General features: G+C 45.5%; 16 protein-coding genes. 2 read left to right on the top strand and 14 right to left on the bottom strand.

The genetic code is table 11. From position 1 onward, the window contains the following. Positions 1 to 165 precede the first annotated feature (165 nt). Positions 166 to 564, bottom strand: a complete 399-nt coding sequence (locus MKX97_RS04080) for a flagellar protein FliS (RefSeq protein WP_342537022.1) — start codon at positions 562 to 564, stop codon at positions 166 to 168. 112 nt (positions 565 to 676) lie between these two features. On the opposite strand from MKX97_RS04080, the gene MKX97_RS04075 reads away from it, so the two are divergent. Continuing rightward, positions 677 to 1,486: a flagellin gene (locus tag MKX97_RS04075; RefSeq protein WP_342537021.1), complete on the top strand. Its 810-nt coding sequence runs from the start codon at positions 677 to 679 to the stop codon at positions 1,484 to 1,486. A gap of 20 nt (positions 1,487 to 1,506) precedes the next feature. Here the strand turns inward: MKX97_RS04075 and MKX97_RS04070 are convergent, their stop codons facing one another. The 10 genes from MKX97_RS04070 to MKX97_RS04025 all read right to left on the bottom strand — a co-directional run bounded on the left by MKX97_RS04070 (position 1,507) and on the right by MKX97_RS04025 (position 13,979). Further along, positions 1,507 to 1,800 (bottom strand): late competence development ComFB family protein, encoded by a 294-nt coding sequence (locus MKX97_RS04070; protein ID WP_342537020.1) that lies wholly within the window; start codon positions 1,798 to 1,800, stop codon positions 1,507 to 1,509. Positions 1,801 to 2,305: 505 nt separating this feature from the next. Then, positions 2,306 to 3,751 carry an aspartate ammonia-lyase gene (gene aspA, locus MKX97_RS04065; RefSeq protein ID WP_340758373.1) on the bottom strand — a complete coding sequence of 482 codons (1,446 nt, stop codon included), beginning with the start codon at positions 3,749 to 3,751 and terminating at the stop codon, positions 2,306 to 2,308. A 116-nt stretch (positions 3,752 to 3,867) separates the two neighbouring features. After that, positions 3,868 to 5,838 carry a S9 family peptidase gene (locus MKX97_RS04060; protein ID WP_342537019.1) on the bottom strand — a complete coding sequence of 657 codons (1,971 nt, stop codon included), beginning with the start codon at positions 5,836 to 5,838 and terminating at the stop codon, positions 3,868 to 3,870. A 142-nt stretch (positions 5,839 to 5,980) separates the two neighbouring features. Next, entirely contained in the window at positions 5,981 to 7,534 is a 1,554-nt protein-coding gene (locus MKX97_RS04055; RefSeq protein WP_342537018.1) for a fatty acid--CoA ligase family protein, read from the bottom strand. Positions 7,535 to 8,270: 736 nt separating this feature from the next. After that, positions 8,271 to 10,205, bottom strand: a complete 1,935-nt coding sequence (locus tag MKX97_RS04050; RefSeq protein WP_342537017.1) for an ABC transporter permease — start codon at positions 10,203 to 10,205, stop codon at positions 8,271 to 8,273. Next, on the bottom strand, positions 10,177 to 10,956 hold the full coding sequence (locus MKX97_RS04045) for an ABC transporter ATP-binding protein (RefSeq protein ID WP_040758369.1): 780 nt from the start codon (positions 10,954 to 10,956) through the stop codon (positions 10,177 to 10,179). The genes MKX97_RS04050 and MKX97_RS04045 overlap by 29 nt, the downstream gene beginning before the upstream one ends. Then, positions 10,937 to 12,016, bottom strand: coding sequence for a sensor histidine kinase (locus tag MKX97_RS04040; protein ID WP_342537016.1), 1,080 nt, complete (start codon positions 12,014 to 12,016; stop codon positions 10,937 to 10,939). The genes MKX97_RS04045 and MKX97_RS04040 overlap by 20 nt, the downstream gene beginning before the upstream one ends. Next, positions 12,016 to 12,717 carry a response regulator transcription factor gene (locus tag MKX97_RS04035; protein ID WP_009765868.1) on the bottom strand — a complete coding sequence of 234 codons (702 nt, stop codon included), beginning with the start codon at positions 12,715 to 12,717 and terminating at the stop codon, positions 12,016 to 12,018. Before MKX97_RS04035 ends, MKX97_RS04040 begins: the two co-directional genes overlap by 1 nt. Before the next feature lie 81 nt (positions 12,718 to 12,798). Next, a complete protein-coding gene (locus tag MKX97_RS04030) occupies positions 12,799 to 12,990 on the bottom strand; it encodes a hypothetical protein (protein ID WP_009765869.1) in 192 nt (63 codons plus the stop codon). After that, complete coding sequence (locus MKX97_RS04025; RefSeq protein ID WP_009765870.1) at positions 12,987 to 13,979, bottom strand: lipoate--protein ligase; 993 nt, start codon at positions 13,977 to 13,979, stop codon at positions 12,987 to 12,989. The genes MKX97_RS04030 and MKX97_RS04025 overlap by 4 nt, the downstream gene beginning before the upstream one ends. 206 nt (positions 13,980 to 14,185) lie before the next feature. On the opposite strand from MKX97_RS04025, the gene yhfH reads away from it, so the two are divergent. Then, on the top strand, positions 14,186 to 14,311 hold the full coding sequence (gene yhfH, locus MKX97_RS04020; protein ID WP_009765871.1) for a protein YhfH: 126 nt from the start codon (positions 14,186 to 14,188) through the stop codon (positions 14,309 to 14,311). 246 nt (positions 14,312 to 14,557) lie between these two features. Here the strand turns inward: yhfH and hemY are convergent, their stop codons facing one another. From hemY to hemE, 3 genes are read right to left on the bottom strand one after another with little or no spacing between them, the layout of a single operon-like run. Then, the gene (gene hemY, locus MKX97_RS04015) at positions 14,558 to 15,973 is read right to left on the bottom strand and encodes a protoporphyrinogen oxidase (RefSeq protein WP_342537015.1); all 1,416 of its coding nucleotides are present in this window, start codon (positions 15,971 to 15,973) and stop codon (positions 14,558 to 14,560) included. A 36-nt stretch (positions 15,974 to 16,009) separates the two neighbouring features. After that, positions 16,010 to 16,936, bottom strand: a complete 927-nt coding sequence (hemH, locus tag MKX97_RS04010) for a ferrochelatase (protein WP_221837538.1) — start codon at positions 16,934 to 16,936, stop codon at positions 16,010 to 16,012. 39 nt (positions 16,937 to 16,975) lie between these two features. Then, on the bottom strand, positions 16,976 to 18,019 hold the full coding sequence (gene hemE, locus MKX97_RS04005) for a uroporphyrinogen decarboxylase (RefSeq protein ID WP_078817236.1): 1,044 nt from the start codon (positions 18,017 to 18,019) through the stop codon (positions 16,976 to 16,978). Positions 18,020 to 18,230: the final 211 nt, after the last annotated feature.

Raw genomic sequence — 18,230 nt, 5'->3', positions numbered from 1 at the left:
GGTGCACCGATAATTTGGCGCGGTGGGGGTCTTGTTTGGTTCGGTGCGCAGGCAGATTGGTGCGGCGGCTACAGTCAGTTGCCAGCTATTCAAAAAAGTTCAATAAACGAAAAAAGCCATCTTAGAAAGTCTTTTTCACTGACTTTTAAGATGGCCTTTCTTCATTCACAAACTATTCGTCGTAAATCGCTCCCGCCGTTGGTTTTGGCGCGCTTCACTCCACGCTTCCGCCAACTGATCGATCTGTTCCCGGACCTCCGGCAGTAATTCGTAGTATTTATGTAATTGCACAGTCAAGAGACTTTGATTGATCACTACATACTGCAGCACTAGCCGCTTGCCCTCTTCGCTTCGGTGATCCACCACGCCCATCAGCTCGAACAGCACATACTGAAGCTTTTTCAGCGGTTCGGTTACGTCAGGATTCGCTACTCGTTCTGTAGTGGCTTGTGTTTCTGAAAGCAAACTGCTCATTTCATTCAGCAGTTGAATAATGGAGTCAATCGTCGGGGTCGTCGTGCTCGCTGTCGTTTGATAGACTTCGATCGCACGTTTTATGTACATGCCGCTCACTCCAAATGTTTTTCTTTTATTATCGTCTGTTTCGTTTGATTTTGAATGAAATCGGCCGATATAAAATCTGACGCACAAATGAATAGTCAAAGTAGGTGAAAGGATGCGAATACACAGCCAAGAACATATTGCGTTTTCAACGAATCGTGCGCAAAGGAATGCGACGGACATTGAAAAAACGCTGTTGAAGCTCGGCAGCGGATCGAAGGTCGCAAAAGGAAGTCAAAATGCTTCCGGCCTGGCCATTTCCGAAACGATGCGTGCTCAAATCCGGGGACTCTCCCAAGCGCAGCGCAATATGCAAGACGGACTTTCCGTTCTCGAATCTTCCAATGAAGGACTGAATAACGTCAACAACTTGCTTCAGCGAGCACGTGAAATGGCAGTTGCTGCGGCAAACGGCACATTGACCGACCAGGATCGAGAAGCAAGCTCTTTGGAACTGGACCAGATCATGGAGTCCATTAATGACACTGCAGGTAAACTGGAGTTCAATACGAAGAAGATCCTTGGAGAAGATAAGGCGCTGATTTTACAGGTTGGTGCGAATCCAGGACAGCAATTGACGATTGGTAATATTAACGTCAGCACGGACAAACTCGGTCTTGACGGTGCTTCCATCGCGACACAGAAAGACGCGGAGGAATTGATTTCGAAGATTGATAAAGCAATCGGCGTTGTCGGCGGTCATTTAACGAAAGTCGGCTCTGAGATGGAATCGATCGAGCACCATTTGACAAATGCTCTCGTGTTCGAAGGCAATCTGACCAAATCGCTTTCGTTGCTTGCGGATACCGATATGGCTGGGGAAATGATGAATTTCGTCCAACAGGATATTCGACAAAAAGGCGATCAGCTGCTGATTAAAACTGTGAATAGTAATTTGCAGGATGCTCTATCGCTTCTGAAGTGAATGCAAAACCCTTCCAACTTTTATTCGTTGGAAGGGTTTTTTACGTTTTCACAGCGTGGGTTCTCTGCCACAACTCCTGCGGCCCAGGCCACTTTTGTCAAGATGGCGGTGGCGCCTTGGCGATCGGCTTGATGAATGGCTCGTATGTAGGCGCTGTTTGCTTCGTCGACGATGTATTGAGGAGCTACCTTGTTCAGAGTCATAGCCAGCACGTCGTTCATGCAATGATCGCATGTGCATGACATGTTGAGCTCATCCTTGTATTTCTCAATGACGTCTTTGACGACAATCTCCATAACGTTCTGCACTTTCATTTTCTGATACCCCTTTTCAACCTGCATAGGGAGTTAGTGTGACGCTAGATTCTTCTTACATTGAGTGAGTGGGTATGGGTTTAGGCACCGTTGATTTCCGTTGCGGGCGGACGCTTTCCGGAGGGCGTGGCTTGAGCCGCTTCCCTCGCTATGCTCAGTCCAGGGTCTCAAGACTCACGCTGATCCTCCCGGAGTCGCCGCCCTCCACTCCAATCAACTAGATTCAGTTTAAAACAAAGTGAATCAACTGCTCTATCGCTTTCAATGTAAGCCTATGTCTCGACCTTATGCTGAAGAACCTTATCCCTAGAATTAAAGAGTGCTCACTGTCTACAGTATGCTCTTAATCCTACAACGTGACCGGGATAGCAAATACCTTCAAGTTTCAAAGTATTCACTAAGTAATTTCACTTACTTTTAGGGATTGGAGCGGCGGGCGGCGAAAGGCAAAGATATGCTCCCAACGCTTCGCTTATGCTCGCAAAATCGAACCCCCACTCTCTACTTATTTCGACAAAATAATCTTTTTCTTAAGTAAATCTTTACCTGAAATTCCAGGCTTCGTCATTTCGAAAGGGTGCAGGATCAGGTCTAGTTCCTCTTCTGTCAGTACTTTCTTCTCAATGCAGAGCTCACGGATCGATTTGTTCGACAGCAGCGCTTCTTTCGCAATCTGTGACGCTACTTCATAGCCAACGTGTGGATTGATCGCTGTGATGACGCCGATACTCTTCTCCACGTATTCTTCCAAATGCTCGACGTTTGCTGTGATGCCGTCTAAGCAGTAATCACGGAACACTTCGAAGACGTTTGTCATGATCTTCAGTGACTGCAATAAGTTGAACACTAGAACTGGTTCCATAACGTTTAATTCGAATTGTCCCGCTTCTGAAGCGAGCGCGATCGTCATGTCGTTGCCGGCAACTTGGAACGCGACTTGGTTCATGACTTCTGCCATGACTGGGTTCACTTTTCCTGGCATGATCGAAGAGCCCGGCTGTCTTGCAGGCAATGAAATTTCAGACAAGCCTGTGCGTGGGCCTGACGCCATCAAACGCAAGTCGTTACAGATTTTGGACATATTCAACATGGTGCCGCGCAACGCTGCGGAGACTTGTACGTATGAATCTGTATTTTGAGTCGCGTCCACTAAATGCGTGGAGGACTTTAATTCGAAGCCGCTGTTTTCTGATAGATAGTTTGCTACTTTTTCGATATAGAGTGGATCGGCGTTCAAACCTGTTCCGACAGCTGTTGCACCCATATTGATTTCATACAAATAGACACGAGAGACACGGACGCGTTCGATATCACGGCGCAGCACCATCGCGTATGCTTCGAATTCTTGACCAAGACGAATCGGTACAGCATCTTGCAAGTGCGTGCGTCCCATTTTCAGAACGGATTGGAACTCGATCGATTTTTTCAGGAATGTTTTATGAAGCGCCTCCATGACCTCGAGCAATTTATCGACTTTGACAAGTGTCGCAATATGGATCGCTGTCGGGAACGCATCATTTGTCGATTGCGCCATATTGACATGGGAGTTCGGGCTGATTACATCATATGAACCTTTATCATGACCAAGGATTTCAAGCGCTCGGTTGGCTATGACTTCATTGGCATTCATATTGACGGATGTACCCGCGCCGCCTTGGATCGGATCGACCAAAAACTGATCGCGCAATGCGCCGTTCATGACTTCATCCGACGCTTGAATAATTGCTTTTGCAAGCTCTTCATCCAATTGGCCGATATCTCGGTTCGCTTGTGCAGCAGACTTCTTGACGATTGCGATCGCACGAATCAAATCGCGGTTGACCCGGTAGCCAGTGATTGGGAAATTCTCTGCTGCTCTCAGTGTCTGAATGCCATAATAAGCATCTTGTGGCACTTTCTTTTCTCCGATGAAATCCTTCTCTATTCTGTACAACAATTCCTCTACCATCATGCAGAACCTCTTCTCCAATATTTTTCCTGTATTTACATATTAATCCCAATTATACGTATACACTTTTCGCGATGTATAGTGCAATTTCGACAGGTTTTTTACTATCTAATCTTACCTCATAGATAGCGTTCGAACCAGCCAATAATTTCTTTTAGCCTCGCAACGCGTAAATTCGGCTTGCCGGTTCTCGATAAATTATGATCCGACTGCGGGAAACGAACGAATTCCGCCACTTTCCCTAAATCCTTCAACGTGATGAACAATTGCTCCGCTTGCTCGATCGGACAACGGAAATCATTTTCCGAATGCAAAATCAATAACGGCGTGTCAATCTGCTCGGCGTATTTCAACGGCGAGTGCTTCCATAATGTATCCGCATCTCGCATATCCGCATTCAACTGCCAGTCACTGAAATAATAACCGATATCCGAGACACCGAAAAAGCTGATCCAGTTGCTGATCGAGCGTTGTGTTACGGCTGCTTTGAAGCGATTCGTATGACCAACAATCCAGTTCGTCATGAACCCGCCATAGCTTCCACCCGTAACACCCAGCCGATCCGAATCAATCCAAGATTCTTGCGCTAAGACTTCGTCGAGACCTGCCATGATATCCTCGTAATCACCTACGCCATAGTCTCCTCGCACTCCGTCGACAAACACCTGACTATAGCCATGGCTACCTCGAGGATTGACATATAATACACCGTAGCCGTTAGCAGCAAGAACCTGAAGCTCATGAAAATACGTATTACCGTACATCGCATGTGGTCCGCCATGGATTTCGACGACCAGCGGATACTGTTTGCCTTCTTCATAGTCTTCCGGTTTTAGCAGCCATCCATGCACTTCCGTGGCGCCATTCATAAACTGAACAGCTCGCGGCGCAACAGGCTGTACTTTTTTCAACCAATTTTCATTGAATGAAGTGAGTGCAGTCCGCTCTCCTGTTGCAATGGTCTGAAGATACAGCTCTCCAGGATTAGTCGCTGTACTGACCGTTAGAAGTGCGAATTCTCCATTCGACGAAACGTCATATCCATAGACATGTTCTTCTTCGCCTGTCGCGGGATAAATCGCCCCGTCCAGCGTGGCCGCATACAATCGCACGTCGCCCATGACGGACAGCTGGAAGTAGAGCTGTTCGTCTTCTGTCCAGACCACTCCCGTCGCAGCGGCTTGCTGTAAATGATCCGAAATACTGTCATCACCGACTGGCGCGTCGATCCCCGCTGTCAAGTTCATCGTCAGCCCGTTCGCTTGATCATAGACGAAAACATCCGCTTGCGTGGCGTTTTTAAACGTCAAGTCTGCTCCGACATAAGCGATATAGCGGTCGTCTTTTGAAAAATGGACGTTGCCAAAATAGCCTTGTTCATCAACGAGCACAGTCTCTTCCTTCGTTTCCGTATCAACGAGAATCAATGGCGAGCTAAAGTCCTGATCATCGTTTTCCATTCTCTTCACACCAATGACCAGCTGCTTGCCGTCATTTGACACCGCTTCTAATGAATGATCACACGGCTCTGAAGTGAAATTTGTCACGCTGCACGTCGCTAAATCCACGCAACCGATCTGCGCAAACTCGTCTTGCGGTAAAATGCCTGCTCCGTCCATTTTATATTTCATCTTCGTAACGCGTATTGGCTGCGGAAACTCTTTCTTCTCTTCCTCTTTCGAAACAAATGTCTCGCCCGTTTTCAGACTGCCGCTAAACCAAATCTTTTGTCCGGAAGGTGCCCATTCAAATGAATCCACGCCATTTTTGCACCCCGTCAGCTGTCTCGCTTCGCCGCCTGCAGTCTGCAGCACATACAGCTGATTTTTCTCCGTACGATTTGATAAAAATGCAAGCATCTTACCGTCAGCAGACCATTTCGGCATGCTCACTTTCTGCCTGCCGAACGTCCATTGGGTCACTTCCTGCGTCCGCAAATCGATATGATGAATCGCTGAATAATATTCATTATCATCTTTATTCATTTCCGTCACGACGACAACTGCTTCCTCATCGTTCGGGGACAGTACAGGATTCGTCACTGACTTCGTTTCGAATAAATCATTGATTCCTACTGGCCGTTTTTCCATCCAATCCCTCCTATTTTATAGTTGTTTCATTAAACCATAACAAGTTTACGCGAACTTTGGCAACCATTCATTCTATAGAAACCGATCTCCACAACGAAAAAACCCTCCCAATGAACAGGAAGGTCCTTTTGTCTTGAACAATTCAGTTTTTCACTTGATCTTTCAATGAACGTCGAAGAATTTTCCCCGTCGTGTTTTTCGGCAACTCATCAAGGAACTCGATAAACTTCGGTACTTTATACTTCGCCAGGCGCTTCGCACAGAAATCCAGAATCGTTTGTTCCGTCGCCTTCGAACCTTCCTTCAGAACCACGTATGCCTGAACTTCCTCACCAAAATTGACATCCGGCACGCCGATTACAGCGGCTTCGATAATATCGCGGTGGCTGAACAACACTTCTTCCACTTCACGCGGATACACGTTGAATCCACCGACGATAATCATATCTTTCTTGCGGTCTACGATATAAAAGTAACCGTTTTCATCGCGCCGTGCAAGGTCGCCAGTATAGAGCCAGCCGTCTCGCAGGACTGCAGCCGTTTCTTCCGGTAACTTATAATAGCCTTTCATGACATTCGGTCCGCGGACGATCAATTCGCCTACTTCATTGTCTGCCACTTCTTCACCCAGCTCGTTGACAACCTTGTTTTCCACATTCATGATCGTCGTACCAATCGAACCGGGTACCCGCTCCCTATCTAGTGGATTGAAACATGTGACAGGTGATGCCTCCGATAATCCGTAGCCTTCAGAGACTCTGACCTGGAATTTCTCTTCAAAATCATGCAGCAGGGAAACTGGCAATGAAGAGCCTCCCGAAATAGCGAGTCGGACCGTTTCAAAGTCTTCTATTTTACCTTCAGGATACTGATAAAGGAAGTTATACATCGTCGGCACACCTGCAAAAACGGTCGCTTTCTGTTCGCGGATCAATGAAAAGATTTCGCTTGGACTAAAGCGCGGCTCCAGCAAAATGGTTGCCCCTTTAAGCAGTGGCGCGTTCGCCACAACCGTCAAAGCAAACACATGGAATAACGGCAACGTCGCAACAATTCGATCATCTTCAGAGAAGTCCAAATAGTTCCCGACATCACGCGCGTTGGAATAAATATTCTTATGTGTCAGCATCGCACCTTTCGGATGTCCTGTTGTACCGGATGTATAGAGTATGATAGCGCTTTCATCCTCATCAACCTTCACCATTTCTGAGAGCGGTTGCGATTGTTTCATCAATGCCATGAACGCATGTACTTTTGTTTTCACAGAGTCCGCAAGTCCCGCCATTTTTTCAGGCGTGTCGGGGCTCAATTCACAAATAATATAGTTTTCAATCGTTGGGAATGAATGGCTCGCGACTTCCACAAGCGGCAGCAACTGATCGATCGCAATGACAGCTTTCGCATCACTATTTTCCAAAATGAAAGAAATTTCGTCCGGCGTATAGAGTGGATTGATCGGCACGGCTGTTGCACCGAGACGCATCGTGGCATAAAGGGAGATTAAATAATGCGGTGTATTGCCTAATAAAAACGCAACTTTATCTCCTTCATTGACTCCTAACTCTTTCAATGCAGAGGCAAACATCGATACGGATAGATCAAATTCTGCATATGTAGTGTCTTTTTCCATAAAACGATAAGCAACTTTGTCGGGTTTTGTCTGGGCTGTCTGGTGAACGCTTGAAACTAAATTCATACTTTCATCTCCCTAATAAATGAATGAGTAACCATTCAGTATTTCATTCATTATATCGATAGAATAATTAATCCGCAACCGTTTACTGAAAGTTTTATAGATTTTGTCACCTGGTAGAGGTTTTAATGCGTAGTTTAAAACAGGAACGGAACATGGACTTGCGGTCCGGGGATTTCCGCTACAGACGGGACACTTTCCGTGGGGCGCGGATGAGCCGCTTCCCTCGCTTCGCTCAGTCCAGGGTCTCATCATTCGCGCTAAATCCCACAGGAGTCGCCCGTCTTTCGCTCCAATCCCTACTTTCTGTGGGTAAGTATTAAGCACAGTTCATTGTAATTTTCAAGTGACAATGGGATGATTCCTAACAATCGCGATCAAAGTTCCTAATTTAAATGAAATGGGGTATCACCCGTAGGATTGTTGATTGTTAAAATCACTTCACGCACTTAAACTAAGTCAACGAAAGATGCACGTTATGTACTCTGACTATGGGAGCACTTCTTAGACTTAAAAAAAATTACAATGAACTTGCTACGTGTCTCTAACGCACTAGCTAAGGATTGGAGCGGAAGACGGGGCGACTCCGGGAGGATCAGCGTGAGCCTCGAGACCCTGGACTGAGCGCAGCGAAGGAAGCGGCTCGAGCCACGCCCTCCGGAAAGCGCCCCGTCTGGAGCGTAAATCCCGGTGTACTCACTAACTCTATTTTCCCCCTTGACTATAAAAAACACCCACTTCAAGAAGTAGGTGCCTTAATATGTGAAATATAACGCCAGCGGATCAAGTAGAAATAGAAGACTTGCATGACCGCAAAGCCGAGCAACACGAGTGTCAGTTCTTTGACGATTGAAATTTCAGCCAGCGCATCCCAAATCACCTGCAGCGACAGGAACGCGAACGCGCTGTGGATGAATGACACGCCCCATGGGAAAAAGAACTGCGGGATTAATTGGCGATTGACGATTTTCTTAAACTCCCGATCCGTCATCCCAATCCGTTGCAGCACAGCATATTGCCTTCGATCATGATTGAGCGACGTGTAGAGCCTGAAATAAATAAAACTGCCCGACGCCAGGAAAAACACGCCCGCCAGCAACAAGCCGATAAACAACAACAACGAGAACGTCATGCGGATATGAGAATAATTCAGTCCGGGGTTCTCAAATTCAAAGCGAACCGGCTGTCGATCGTCCAGCATGAGACCGGCCAACACTTGCGCATTGATCGATAACCCGATGTCTTTCGTCTTCTGCCAATCCTCTATATTGAACGCATAATACGTAAACGCCAATGAATCGGCGAATATCTGTTCTTCTACCCGATCGAAATCCAAATGATTCAGCACGATCGTATTGAGCCCTATCGCATTCGGCGGGAACAACTTATACGGATAGACCCCTTCTACCTCTAATGTTACATTACTATCCGACAGTTTCGTTCGTACCGATTTATTCTGCAACATTTCTGCAGCGGAAGAACTGGAAGGCAGGAATAAGGCGTGCCCTTGCGATAACCGGATAGAATCTTTGCCGAATGAAGCAGCAAGTTCGTTCAAATCCGCCAATTTGACGATATTCACTTTGTTTCGCGTATGAGAAGATTGCTGTTCGAGAATGCGTAAACGCACAGCCGAGTAACCCAGCCCTTGCTGCTCCAATTCACTCGTCAGCTGCGCAATATGTCGATATTCAAATTCATTATCCGGAAAGCTTTTATAGACTAAGCCAAGCGGATTCACTTCTCGATATTGTGAAGCAAATGACGTCAGCGATGCGAGAATTCCGACCGACATGAACGCAATCGTCGAAACGATCGTCACGATGAAAAACATCCGCGCATTCTCTTTCAGTCGAACAATGCTTTCTGATATGGAAATCATCCAGAAATCACGCCAGAAAAAATGCTTCTGACTGCGAAGCGCATGCAAAATAAGCGGCAGCGTATCAGTGAAAAAGAAGTACGTCCCGAACGTGATAAACGGCGGCAGTAAGAAAAATAGACTGAGAATGCTCGAACGTGAGACAAATGCCGCCATTCCATACGCCAGCGCTAACAAGATGACGCCGAAAACGCCGCGCCTTTTTGAGTACGTATAAACCGACTGCACTGCCGTATCACCATGCAATAAATCCGATACATTCCCTTGTTGGATGAACACTGGTGCAATATACGAAATAATCGCGAATAAACTGAGGAACGCGCCTATGGTCAACCCAAATGGTTTCCACGATAAATAAAGCGGCAGCACGGGAATTTGCACGATCGCTTTAACGATCATGAAAAAGAATTTGGAGAACATAAAGCCAATAAAAATCCCAGTAAGGATCGAAGCAAAACCGAGTAACATCGTCTCAATGAAAATCAATCGGTACAATTGCCGTTTCGCCATCCCAAGCAACAACAACACGCCAAATTCCTTCGAACGCGCCTGTAAAAATGCACGCATCGAATAAAACAGGAAAAATAACGTGAAGATAAATAGAATAAGTTCCGCAATTCCCATACCAAGAGATGAAATTTCTTTTAGAAACGAATTCTCAATTGACGGATGAAACAGCAGCATTGAATACAGGAAAAACACCATGACCGAAAACACACTAGCCATGAAAAATGCGGCATAGACACGACGATTTCGAAGAACGTTACGGTAAGCGAACTGACGAAAAGTCATGCACATTGCCTCCAAGTAATGACAGCACATTCAAGATGCGCTGGAAAAAAGTCTGCCTGCGCTCATCTTTATAAATTTCATTGAAGAATTCGCCGTCTTTAATGAACAGCACACGATCGCAATAACTCGCAGCGATCGGATCATGCGTCACCATGATGATCGTTGTTCGCTCATGCGTGTTAATATTCTCCAACAGCTCCAGCACATCTTTCGCAGATTTCGAATCCAAATTTCCTGTCGGCTCGTCTGCCAGCACAATGTTTGGCTGATGAATCAACGCGCGTCCAATCGCCGTGCGCTGTGCCTGACCACCCGATAATTCATCGGGTCGGCGTTCTAAAATATCTTCCAAATTCAATTTCTGCGCCATATCTTGCACTCTGCTTTTCATTTCCCTTACAGGTAAACCATCAAGAGTCAGCGGCAGCACCAAATTTTCCTCTACCGTCAACATCTGCAGTAAATTAATTTCTTGAAAGACGAAGCCGATTTGCCGTCTGCGGAATAAGGCAATTTCATTTTGACCCAAAGTTTCCGGCTCTACTCCTCCAATGACGATCTTGCCGTATGTTGGGATGTCTGTAGCCATCAATAAATTCAGCAGCGTAGTCTTACCACTCCCCGAAGGACCCATGATTGCCACGAATTCCCCTTCCTCTACGTCAAAATCCAACTGTTTCAATGCGCGGTGCATCACTTTTCCTTCATAAATCTTGGTGACATCTTTCATCTCAACGATTGGTTTCCTCATTTGGTTGTTTATTTGGTTGTTTATTTGGTGATTGTTTATCTTGTGATCGTGCATCTGGCTGTTCACCCGCCTTTCCGTCTTTGAATAACAAGGCGACCGTCGTACCTTCTCCTTGCTTCGATGAAATCGTCAATTCATGTCCCAATCGCTGACACACTTCCGATGCAATATACAAGCCCATGCCCGTCGATTCACCAGACAGTCTGCCATTTTCGCCTGTAAAAAACGCCTTCGTCACACGATGCAGATCGGACGCCGGTATGCCGATTCCCTCATCCTTGATTTCAAGCAGCAGGCCCTCCGCATTTTGCATAGCCGTCACATGTATCTTCTTGCCTTTTTGAAACGTATATTTTACTGCATTTGTGATGAATTGATTGAGCATAAATTTGATCCACTTGCGATCCGTCGCAACAGTCAGTTGTTCATCTACATTTAAGACAGGAAACAAACCGTTTGTAATAAACAAACGCTTATTTTCATTCAACACTTCCTGCAGTACATTTTTTAACGGCAATCGTTCAATTTGCATATCATCTTCGAATGTTTCAAGCCGTGCATTGACGAGGACGATCTCCAGGCCGGTCCGGATTCTTTCCACTTCCTGACCGATGCTCTTCTTGTCCACTTCCTCCTCCTGCAATAATAAATTAATAACAGAAATCGGCGTTTTCATTTGATGCACCCACTGATTCATGAAATGCAGATGACGATGTTGGACGTTGTAGAGTGTCTGCACCTCATGTTGATACAAACGATACAATTGACGCGTGTATTCGGTCGTCTTTCGATGTTCCGGAGTCAATACATGCCGGATGAGCGCGTCCTCCATTTTTTTAGGTTTTTCAACAATAGCTGAATAAAAAGAACGCCGCATAATAAACTTTCCGCCCAAATAACCTGAAGTCAGCAGTACACTCATCGCTACCGAATAGATGGCTGTGTTTGGATTCCGAAAGCCATCCAGCCAATACAACAGCAAAATGAACAGGACGAGCCCCAACTGAAACAGCATAAATGGGATATGTTCTCGAACGAACAGCAAAATAGCCTTCTTCATTACGCCTCAGACTCCGGTACAAAGCGATAGCCCGCACCGCGCACCGTCTCAATCCAAGAACTCACATCGTAATCCGTCAACTTTTTACGAACGCGTGCCATATTGACATTGAGCGTATTCTCATCGACGAATGACTGATCATCCCATAACTCCTCAAGCAACCGCTCCCTTGAGACCACTTTGGGGTACTCACCCATCAGCAGCTCCAAGATGACACACTCTTTCTTCTGAAGCGGAATCTCTTCCCCTCCCTTTTGTAACGCCATCCGTTCTATGTACAATGTCAAATCGCCGAAATCGATAACCCGCTCCGATTGATTCGGCGCATACTCCCCGACGGATCGACGCAAATGACTCTTAATTTTTGCCAACACAATTTCATAATGGAACGGCTTCGTAATAAAATCATCCCCACCGTTTTCCAATGCAAATACTTGATCCATATCACCTGAACGTGCCGAAATGAAAATAATCGGGCACATCGTATGCTGTCTCAATTGACGACACCAATAATAGCCGTCATAAATTGGTAAGTTAATATCGAGCAGTACCAAATGCGGATTATATGCCACGCACTCTTCCACCACCCGATCAAAATCTTCAATAATTGCCACTTCATACTGGTACTTCTCAAGTGTACCCGCCAGCAACTGCGCAATCTTCTGATCATCTTCCACAATGAAAATTCGATGCTTCACCACAATCCCTCACTTTCCTACTTCATTTAGTATAGCGCATTTGTTCATCCACATAAAATCTCAGCCCGTCTACTTGCTTCTTCACTAATCAACAAACGAACCGCGCAAAAAAGATGCAGAACCGAACGTAATTCTCATCACACCGAACCATTCTCCACCCTGACCGAACCAAAACAGCAGACTAACGCGCCAAACTCCTTTTGCACCGAACCAAACCATATCCTTAACGAAAAAAAGCGCAGTGCCTCGCAAGACACGCGCTTCCTCTTCATTCAATAAATCAATCCAACAAACTCTTCTAGTTGAATACCGCCCAAAATCTTCTCCACATCCATCGACGCCAGCGCCTCCGTAATCGCTTTACGTTCATATTTTACGCCAGTCAGCCGCTGTTCAATCTCCGCCACTTCACCAACCCCGAAAAAGTCACCATAGATGTGGATATCTTCGATGCTTCCTTTTACAACATACAAGCGTACATCAATGCCCCCGACCGGGAAACGTTTCGATTGTTGCACATTGAACTTTGGAGAACGACCATAGTTCCAATCCCAATTTCCGTAACGCTCAGCAGATAGCTTGCGAATATTTGACCAGTCTTCTTCTGTAAGTTCCTTATATTGAATATTTTCTTCTCCATCAAAAATCGAATTCAATATTTCCTGCCTGAATTGCTCAATCGAAATTGGCTCTTCGAGAAACTCCGAAATATTGGCGACACGACTGCGGATCGACTTAATGCCTTTCGACTCAATTTTGTCTTTTTTCACTTTCAGCGAGTTGACGACACCTTCCATATCTGTGTCAAACAGCAATGTCCCGTGACTGAACATTCGGCCACCTGTCGCAAACTGTGCATTTCCTGAAATTTTCCGTCCATCGATCAGAATATCGTTACGACCAAGCAGTTCTGCTTTGATGCCCATCTTCGCGAGCGCATCCGTTACGGGCTCAGTGAACTTCTTGAAGTTCCGGAATGAATCTCCATCATCTTTCGTAATGAAACTGAAGTTCAAGTTTCCTTGATCATGATAGACAGCGCCGCCGCCAGATAGTCGGCGGACGACATGAATGCCTTCACGATCCACAAATTCTGTGTTGATCTCTTCAATGGTATTTTGATTCTTACCGATAATGATCGATGGTTCATTGATATAGAACAGTAAATACGAATCTTTGTCGACGTCCATCGTCTTTAAGACATATTCTTCAATTGCCAAGTTAATTCGTGGATCTGTTACCCCTTTATTGTCAATAAATTGCATTTCCTATCTCTCCTCACAATTTTGTCACATTTATTTTCTGTGAATTCTTTCAATTTAACTTGTCCAAAACCTGTGGAAAGCGCGTCACCAAAGGTCTGAACCTATTTTAACAGATAAATTTGCAGAGTGTTGACTTTTGCTACCTGTTATAATACACTATGAATATATCAAGGAGTTATACAACAAGGGAAAGGAATTGATCAGATATGGTTGAAAGTATCGTAGAGTTTTTCAAGAACTTGCCGGCGAAGGTTTGTGCGACATGCGGAAACGAAATCGAAGAGCAGCATGAGTGCTACTCTAATCAATGTGACCACTGCAACATTAAATAATATAAAACTTTCATTCGGCGAATATCTCGATATTCGCTTTTTTTGTTGTCTGAAATAGATACAGGCTTTGAACACCGTTGATTTCCGCTCCAATCAACTTGAACTTCTCCCACCCCAAAAATAAAAATCTAAAACCTAAAACTTCAAATCTAAAATTAAAAGTGAACTGTTCTTAACAGATAATATTTATCAATCAAAAAATTCACATAAAAAAACAGCCAGAGCATAGCGTTCTGGCTGTTTTGGTTATTTAAAGAGCTCGGTCAAGATGTTCTCCATTGCGGCTACTCCCTGGTCGATGCAATCGGGCAGGCCGACTCCGTTGTAGGAGGCGCCTGCGAGTTGAATCATGGGGAATTGTTCGTGGAGTTCTTGTCTCGCTCTTAGGATTTTTTCTTTGTGTCCGACTCGGTATTGCGGTCGGTCTTCTTTCCAGCGTGTGATGATGCAAAATTCGGGTTGACCTTCTAAGCCTAGGATTTCACCTAAGTCTTTGAGGACGATTTTCTCTATCTCACTGTCAGGCAAATCGACGATCGCTTCTTCTCCGATTCTTCCGACGAAGGCTCTGACCATCACTTTATCGTCCGGTGTGGTCGTTGGCCATTTGCGGTCGACGAGTGTGCAGGCGGTAATTGAGTAATTGCTGCTGCGTGGCACTAAGAAACCCGTTCCGTCAATTTCGCGTTTCATTGCACTTTTTGGGAAACCAAGTGCAACGGTCGCGACGGAGGTGGTTGGGATTGTTCCGAGTTCCTTCAGCAGACCATGCGGTTCAAACAACTGGCTTGCTACGGAATGACTCGTTGCCATGATCACTGCATCTGCTTCGATTTGTTGCTGATCGCTCAATGTCAAAATCACTCGGTCGTCTTGCTTATCTACCTTGATTACCCGAGTCCCTTTCATGACAACTACTGGATCGAGCTGTTCTTCCAGCGCCTCTACTACAGATTCCAGCCCTTGCCTAAAGGTGTGGAAAGCACCCATTTTTTTGGAGCTATGGCTGTTTTTCTGCGGCAACTGTTTCGGCGTTGTTTTTTTCATGCCTAAAATTAAGCTCCGATGCTTTCTCTCCACTTCATAAAACTGTGGAAAAGTAGATTCTAAGCTCATCTGATCAATATCGCCTGCATAGACACCTGACAATAATGGCTCGATCAAATTTTCCACTACCTCGGTACCAAAGCGTCGACGGAAGAATTTCCCCAGCGACTGATCACCAGATACTTCGGAGCGTGGCAACACAAAATCACCTGCTGCTCGCAGTTTTCCGCTTAAACTGAATAATCCCGATGTAATGAATGGTTTGACCTCTGTCGGAATCCCCATCACAGCACCTGCCGGAATAGGATGCATTTGATCCTGCAGTAATATATAGGCTTGTCCAGTCGCATTTCGGACGAGTTGATCGGCTATTCCGAGATCACTTGCCAATTGATCTACGCTCTTTTTACGGATCAGGAAGGAGTCGGGACCGCGTTCTATCACATAGCCGTCTCGGCGCACTGTCTGGATTTTGCCACCTAGCTCCGGTGAAGCCTCAATTAAGGTGATATCTAAAGGATACCCCTGTTCATTAACTTCTTTTTGCATATAATAAGCCGCAGAAAGCCCTGTGATGCCCCCGCCGATAATGACTACTTTTTTCCGCCCATTCATGTCCTTCGTCCCTCCGATCTTGCTGGATTCCATACCTTACTTTAACTTTTCTAATACTGCATCCGCCATCGCATCCACAAATAACGGATCTGTGTTTGGCATCGCAGGTCTATGATACGCCGCTCCGATTTCATCGCAAACGACTTTGCATTCGTAATCATTGTCGTACAACACTTCTAGGTGATCGGAAACAAAACCGACCGGCGTATAAACAAAGGACTTGTAACCTTTTGTTTCATGCAGCTCACGTGTTAAATCCTGTACGTCAGGTCCAAGCCACGGCTCGCCGGTTTGTCCTTCACTCTGCCATCCAAGTGCATATGTTTTCACTCCGGCTGCTTCTGTAATCAGTTTAGCTGTTTCTTTCAACTGATCTGCATACGGATCGCCATTTGCCAAGATCTTTTCAGGCAATGAATGTGCCGAGACGATCAAACATGCATGCTTGCGTTCAGACTCGTCCATCGCATCATATGTCTGACGCAATTGGTTGGCCCAGTAGTCAATGAACTTCGGCTGTTTGTACCAGCTTTCCACAGATGTCATACGAATTCCATGCTTGTCCGCTTCTTCTTTCGCACGACCGTTATACGATTTTACCGAGAACGTTGAGAAATGAGGTGCCAAGACGATAGATACAGCTTCTTCTATTCCATCGTTATGCATTTTTTGTATTGCATCTTCAATGAACGGAGCGATATGCTTCAGCCCGACATATACTTGAAAATCGATATCGTCTTGCACTTCATTCAAACGGTTGCATAACGCGTTCGCTTGATTTTCCGTTATTCTAGCTAACGGTGAAATCCCTCCGATTGCTTCATAGCGATTGCGCAGATCTTCCAATTGCTCAGGTGCCGGCGGACGACCTCTGCGGATATGCGTGTAGTAGGGTTCCAAGTCTTCGTCTGAGTATGGTGTTCCATACGCCATCACAAGCAGACCCATTTTCTTCTTTGTCATATTGTTCACCTCATTGGTTTTAATACATTATTCTTCAGTTTATTTTGAGCGCAATTGTGCACTATATTCATGCACGAAAGCTGTCAAACGTTTCAATGTAGCCGGCTGTACTTCTGGGAAGACACCATGGCCTAAATTAAAGATATGGCTGCCGTGTTCGACACCCTCTTCGACAATTCGTTTCGCGCGTTCTTCAATGATCGACCAATCCGCCAACAGCATGGATGGATCTAAGTTCCCTTGAAGCGGCTTTGTCAACCCGCGTTCTCCTGCTTCTTTAACGGACAATCGCCAATCCAGTCCTACTACGTCGACAGGAAGATCATGCCATTCATTTGCCAGATGACTCGCACCTACGCCAAATGTGATCAATGGAACGTTTAACTTGCGAAGTTCTGAGAAAATACGTGTCATCGTTGGCTTAATAAAGATACGGTAGTCTGACACGTTTAGTGCACCTACCCACGAATCAAATATTTGAACAGCTTTTGCTCCGGCTGCCACTTGCGCCTGAATATAGGCAATCGTCATGTCCGCTAATTTATCCATCAACGCAAACCAAGCCTCTGGTTCAGACACCATGAAGGATTTCGTTAAATTATAACTGCGGGAAGGTCCCCCTTCGATCATGTAGCTGGCAAGTGTAAAAGGTGCTCCAGCAAAACCAATCAACGGTACATTCAGTTGTTCTTGGGTCAAGATTTTAATCGTGTCCAAAACGTATGGAACTTGGTCTTCTGCCGAAAACTCTCCAAGTTTCTCGATATCTTTTATCGAACGTATCGGGTTAGAAATGACTGGGCCAACGCCGGACTTTATCTTCACGTCAATTCCGATTCCAACTAATGGTGTTACAATATCTTTATATAAAATAGCCGCGTCTACATCGTATTGATCGACAGGCAATTTCGTCACATATGCACATAATTCAGGTTGGTGCGTGATCTCTTCCAAGGAGTACTTCTCTTTAATCTCTCTGTATTCCGGTTGCGAACGTCCTGCTTGACGCATGAACCACACAGGGGTGTGGCCAATCTCTTCTCCTCTGGCAGCACGCAGCAACGTATCATTAAACGTTGTCATGTTTACCGATCCCTCTTTCCATTATTTTACATTTATCAATCAATTACGCCTCGGCGCAATTGTGTCCAGATTTTTTTGAACTCACTCGAGAATTCCCTTTAAAAATCTGTGACATTCGCTGGAGGCTTTAATTTCACTCCGTTGAAATTCAAGCACGGTAGAGTGAAGTTAAATTATTATTCGTTTCTCATCATAAACTGTTGATAAGTCA

Source organism: Sporosarcina sp. FSL K6-3508 (assembly GCF_038615825.1).
In the GTDB taxonomy this organism is placed as follows: domain Bacteria; phylum Bacillota; class Bacilli; order Bacillales_A; family Planococcaceae; genus Sporosarcina; species Sporosarcina newyorkensis.
Note: the sequence above shows the minus strand (reverse complement) of the source record. Positions and strands in the feature narration are given on the sequence as shown.

Coding starts and splice junctions, on each gene's coding strand:
- MKX97_RS04080 (WP_342537022.1), bottom strand. CDS start 564: ATGTACATAAAACGTGCGATCGAAGTCTATCAAACGACAGCGAGCACG.
- MKX97_RS04075 (WP_342537021.1), top strand. CDS start 677: ATGCGAATACACAGCCAAGAACATATTGCGTTTTCAACGAATCGTGCG.
- MKX97_RS04070 (WP_342537020.1), bottom strand. CDS start 1,800: ATGAAAGTGCAGAACGTTATGGAGATTGTCGTCAAAGACGTCATTGAG.
- aspA (WP_340758373.1), bottom strand. CDS start 3,751: ATGATGGTAGAGGAATTGTTGTACAGAATAGAGAAGGATTTCATCGGA.
- MKX97_RS04060 (WP_342537019.1), bottom strand. CDS start 5,838: ATGGAAAAACGGCCAGTAGGAATCAATGATTTATTCGAAACGAAGTCA.
- MKX97_RS04055 (WP_342537018.1), bottom strand. CDS start 7,534: ATGAATTTAGTTTCAAGCGTTCACCAGACAGCCCAGACAAAACCCGAC.
- MKX97_RS04050 (WP_342537017.1), bottom strand. CDS start 10,205: ATGACTTTTCGTCAGTTCGCTTACCGTAACGTTCTTCGAAATCGTCGT.
- MKX97_RS04045 (WP_040758369.1), bottom strand. CDS start 10,956: ATGAGGAAACCAATCGTTGAGATGAAAGATGTCACCAAGATTTATGAA.
- MKX97_RS04040 (WP_342537016.1), bottom strand. CDS start 12,016: ATGAAGAAGGCTATTTTGCTGTTCGTTCGAGAACATATCCCATTTATG.
- MKX97_RS04025 (WP_009765870.1), bottom strand. CDS start 13,979: ATGCAATTTATTGACAATAAAGGGGTAACAGATCCACGAATTAACTTG.
- yhfH (WP_009765871.1), top strand. CDS start 14,186: ATGGTTGAAAGTATCGTAGAGTTTTTCAAGAACTTGCCGGCGAAGGTT.
- hemY (WP_342537015.1), bottom strand. CDS start 15,973: ATGAATGGGCGGAAAAAAGTAGTCATTATCGGCGGGGGCATCACAGGG.
- hemH (WP_221837538.1), bottom strand. CDS start 16,936: ATGACAAAGAAGAAAATGGGTCTGCTTGTGATGGCGTATGGAACACCA.
- hemE (WP_078817236.1), bottom strand. CDS start 18,019: ATGACAACGTTTAATGATACGTTGCTGCGTGCTGCCAGAGGAGAAGAG.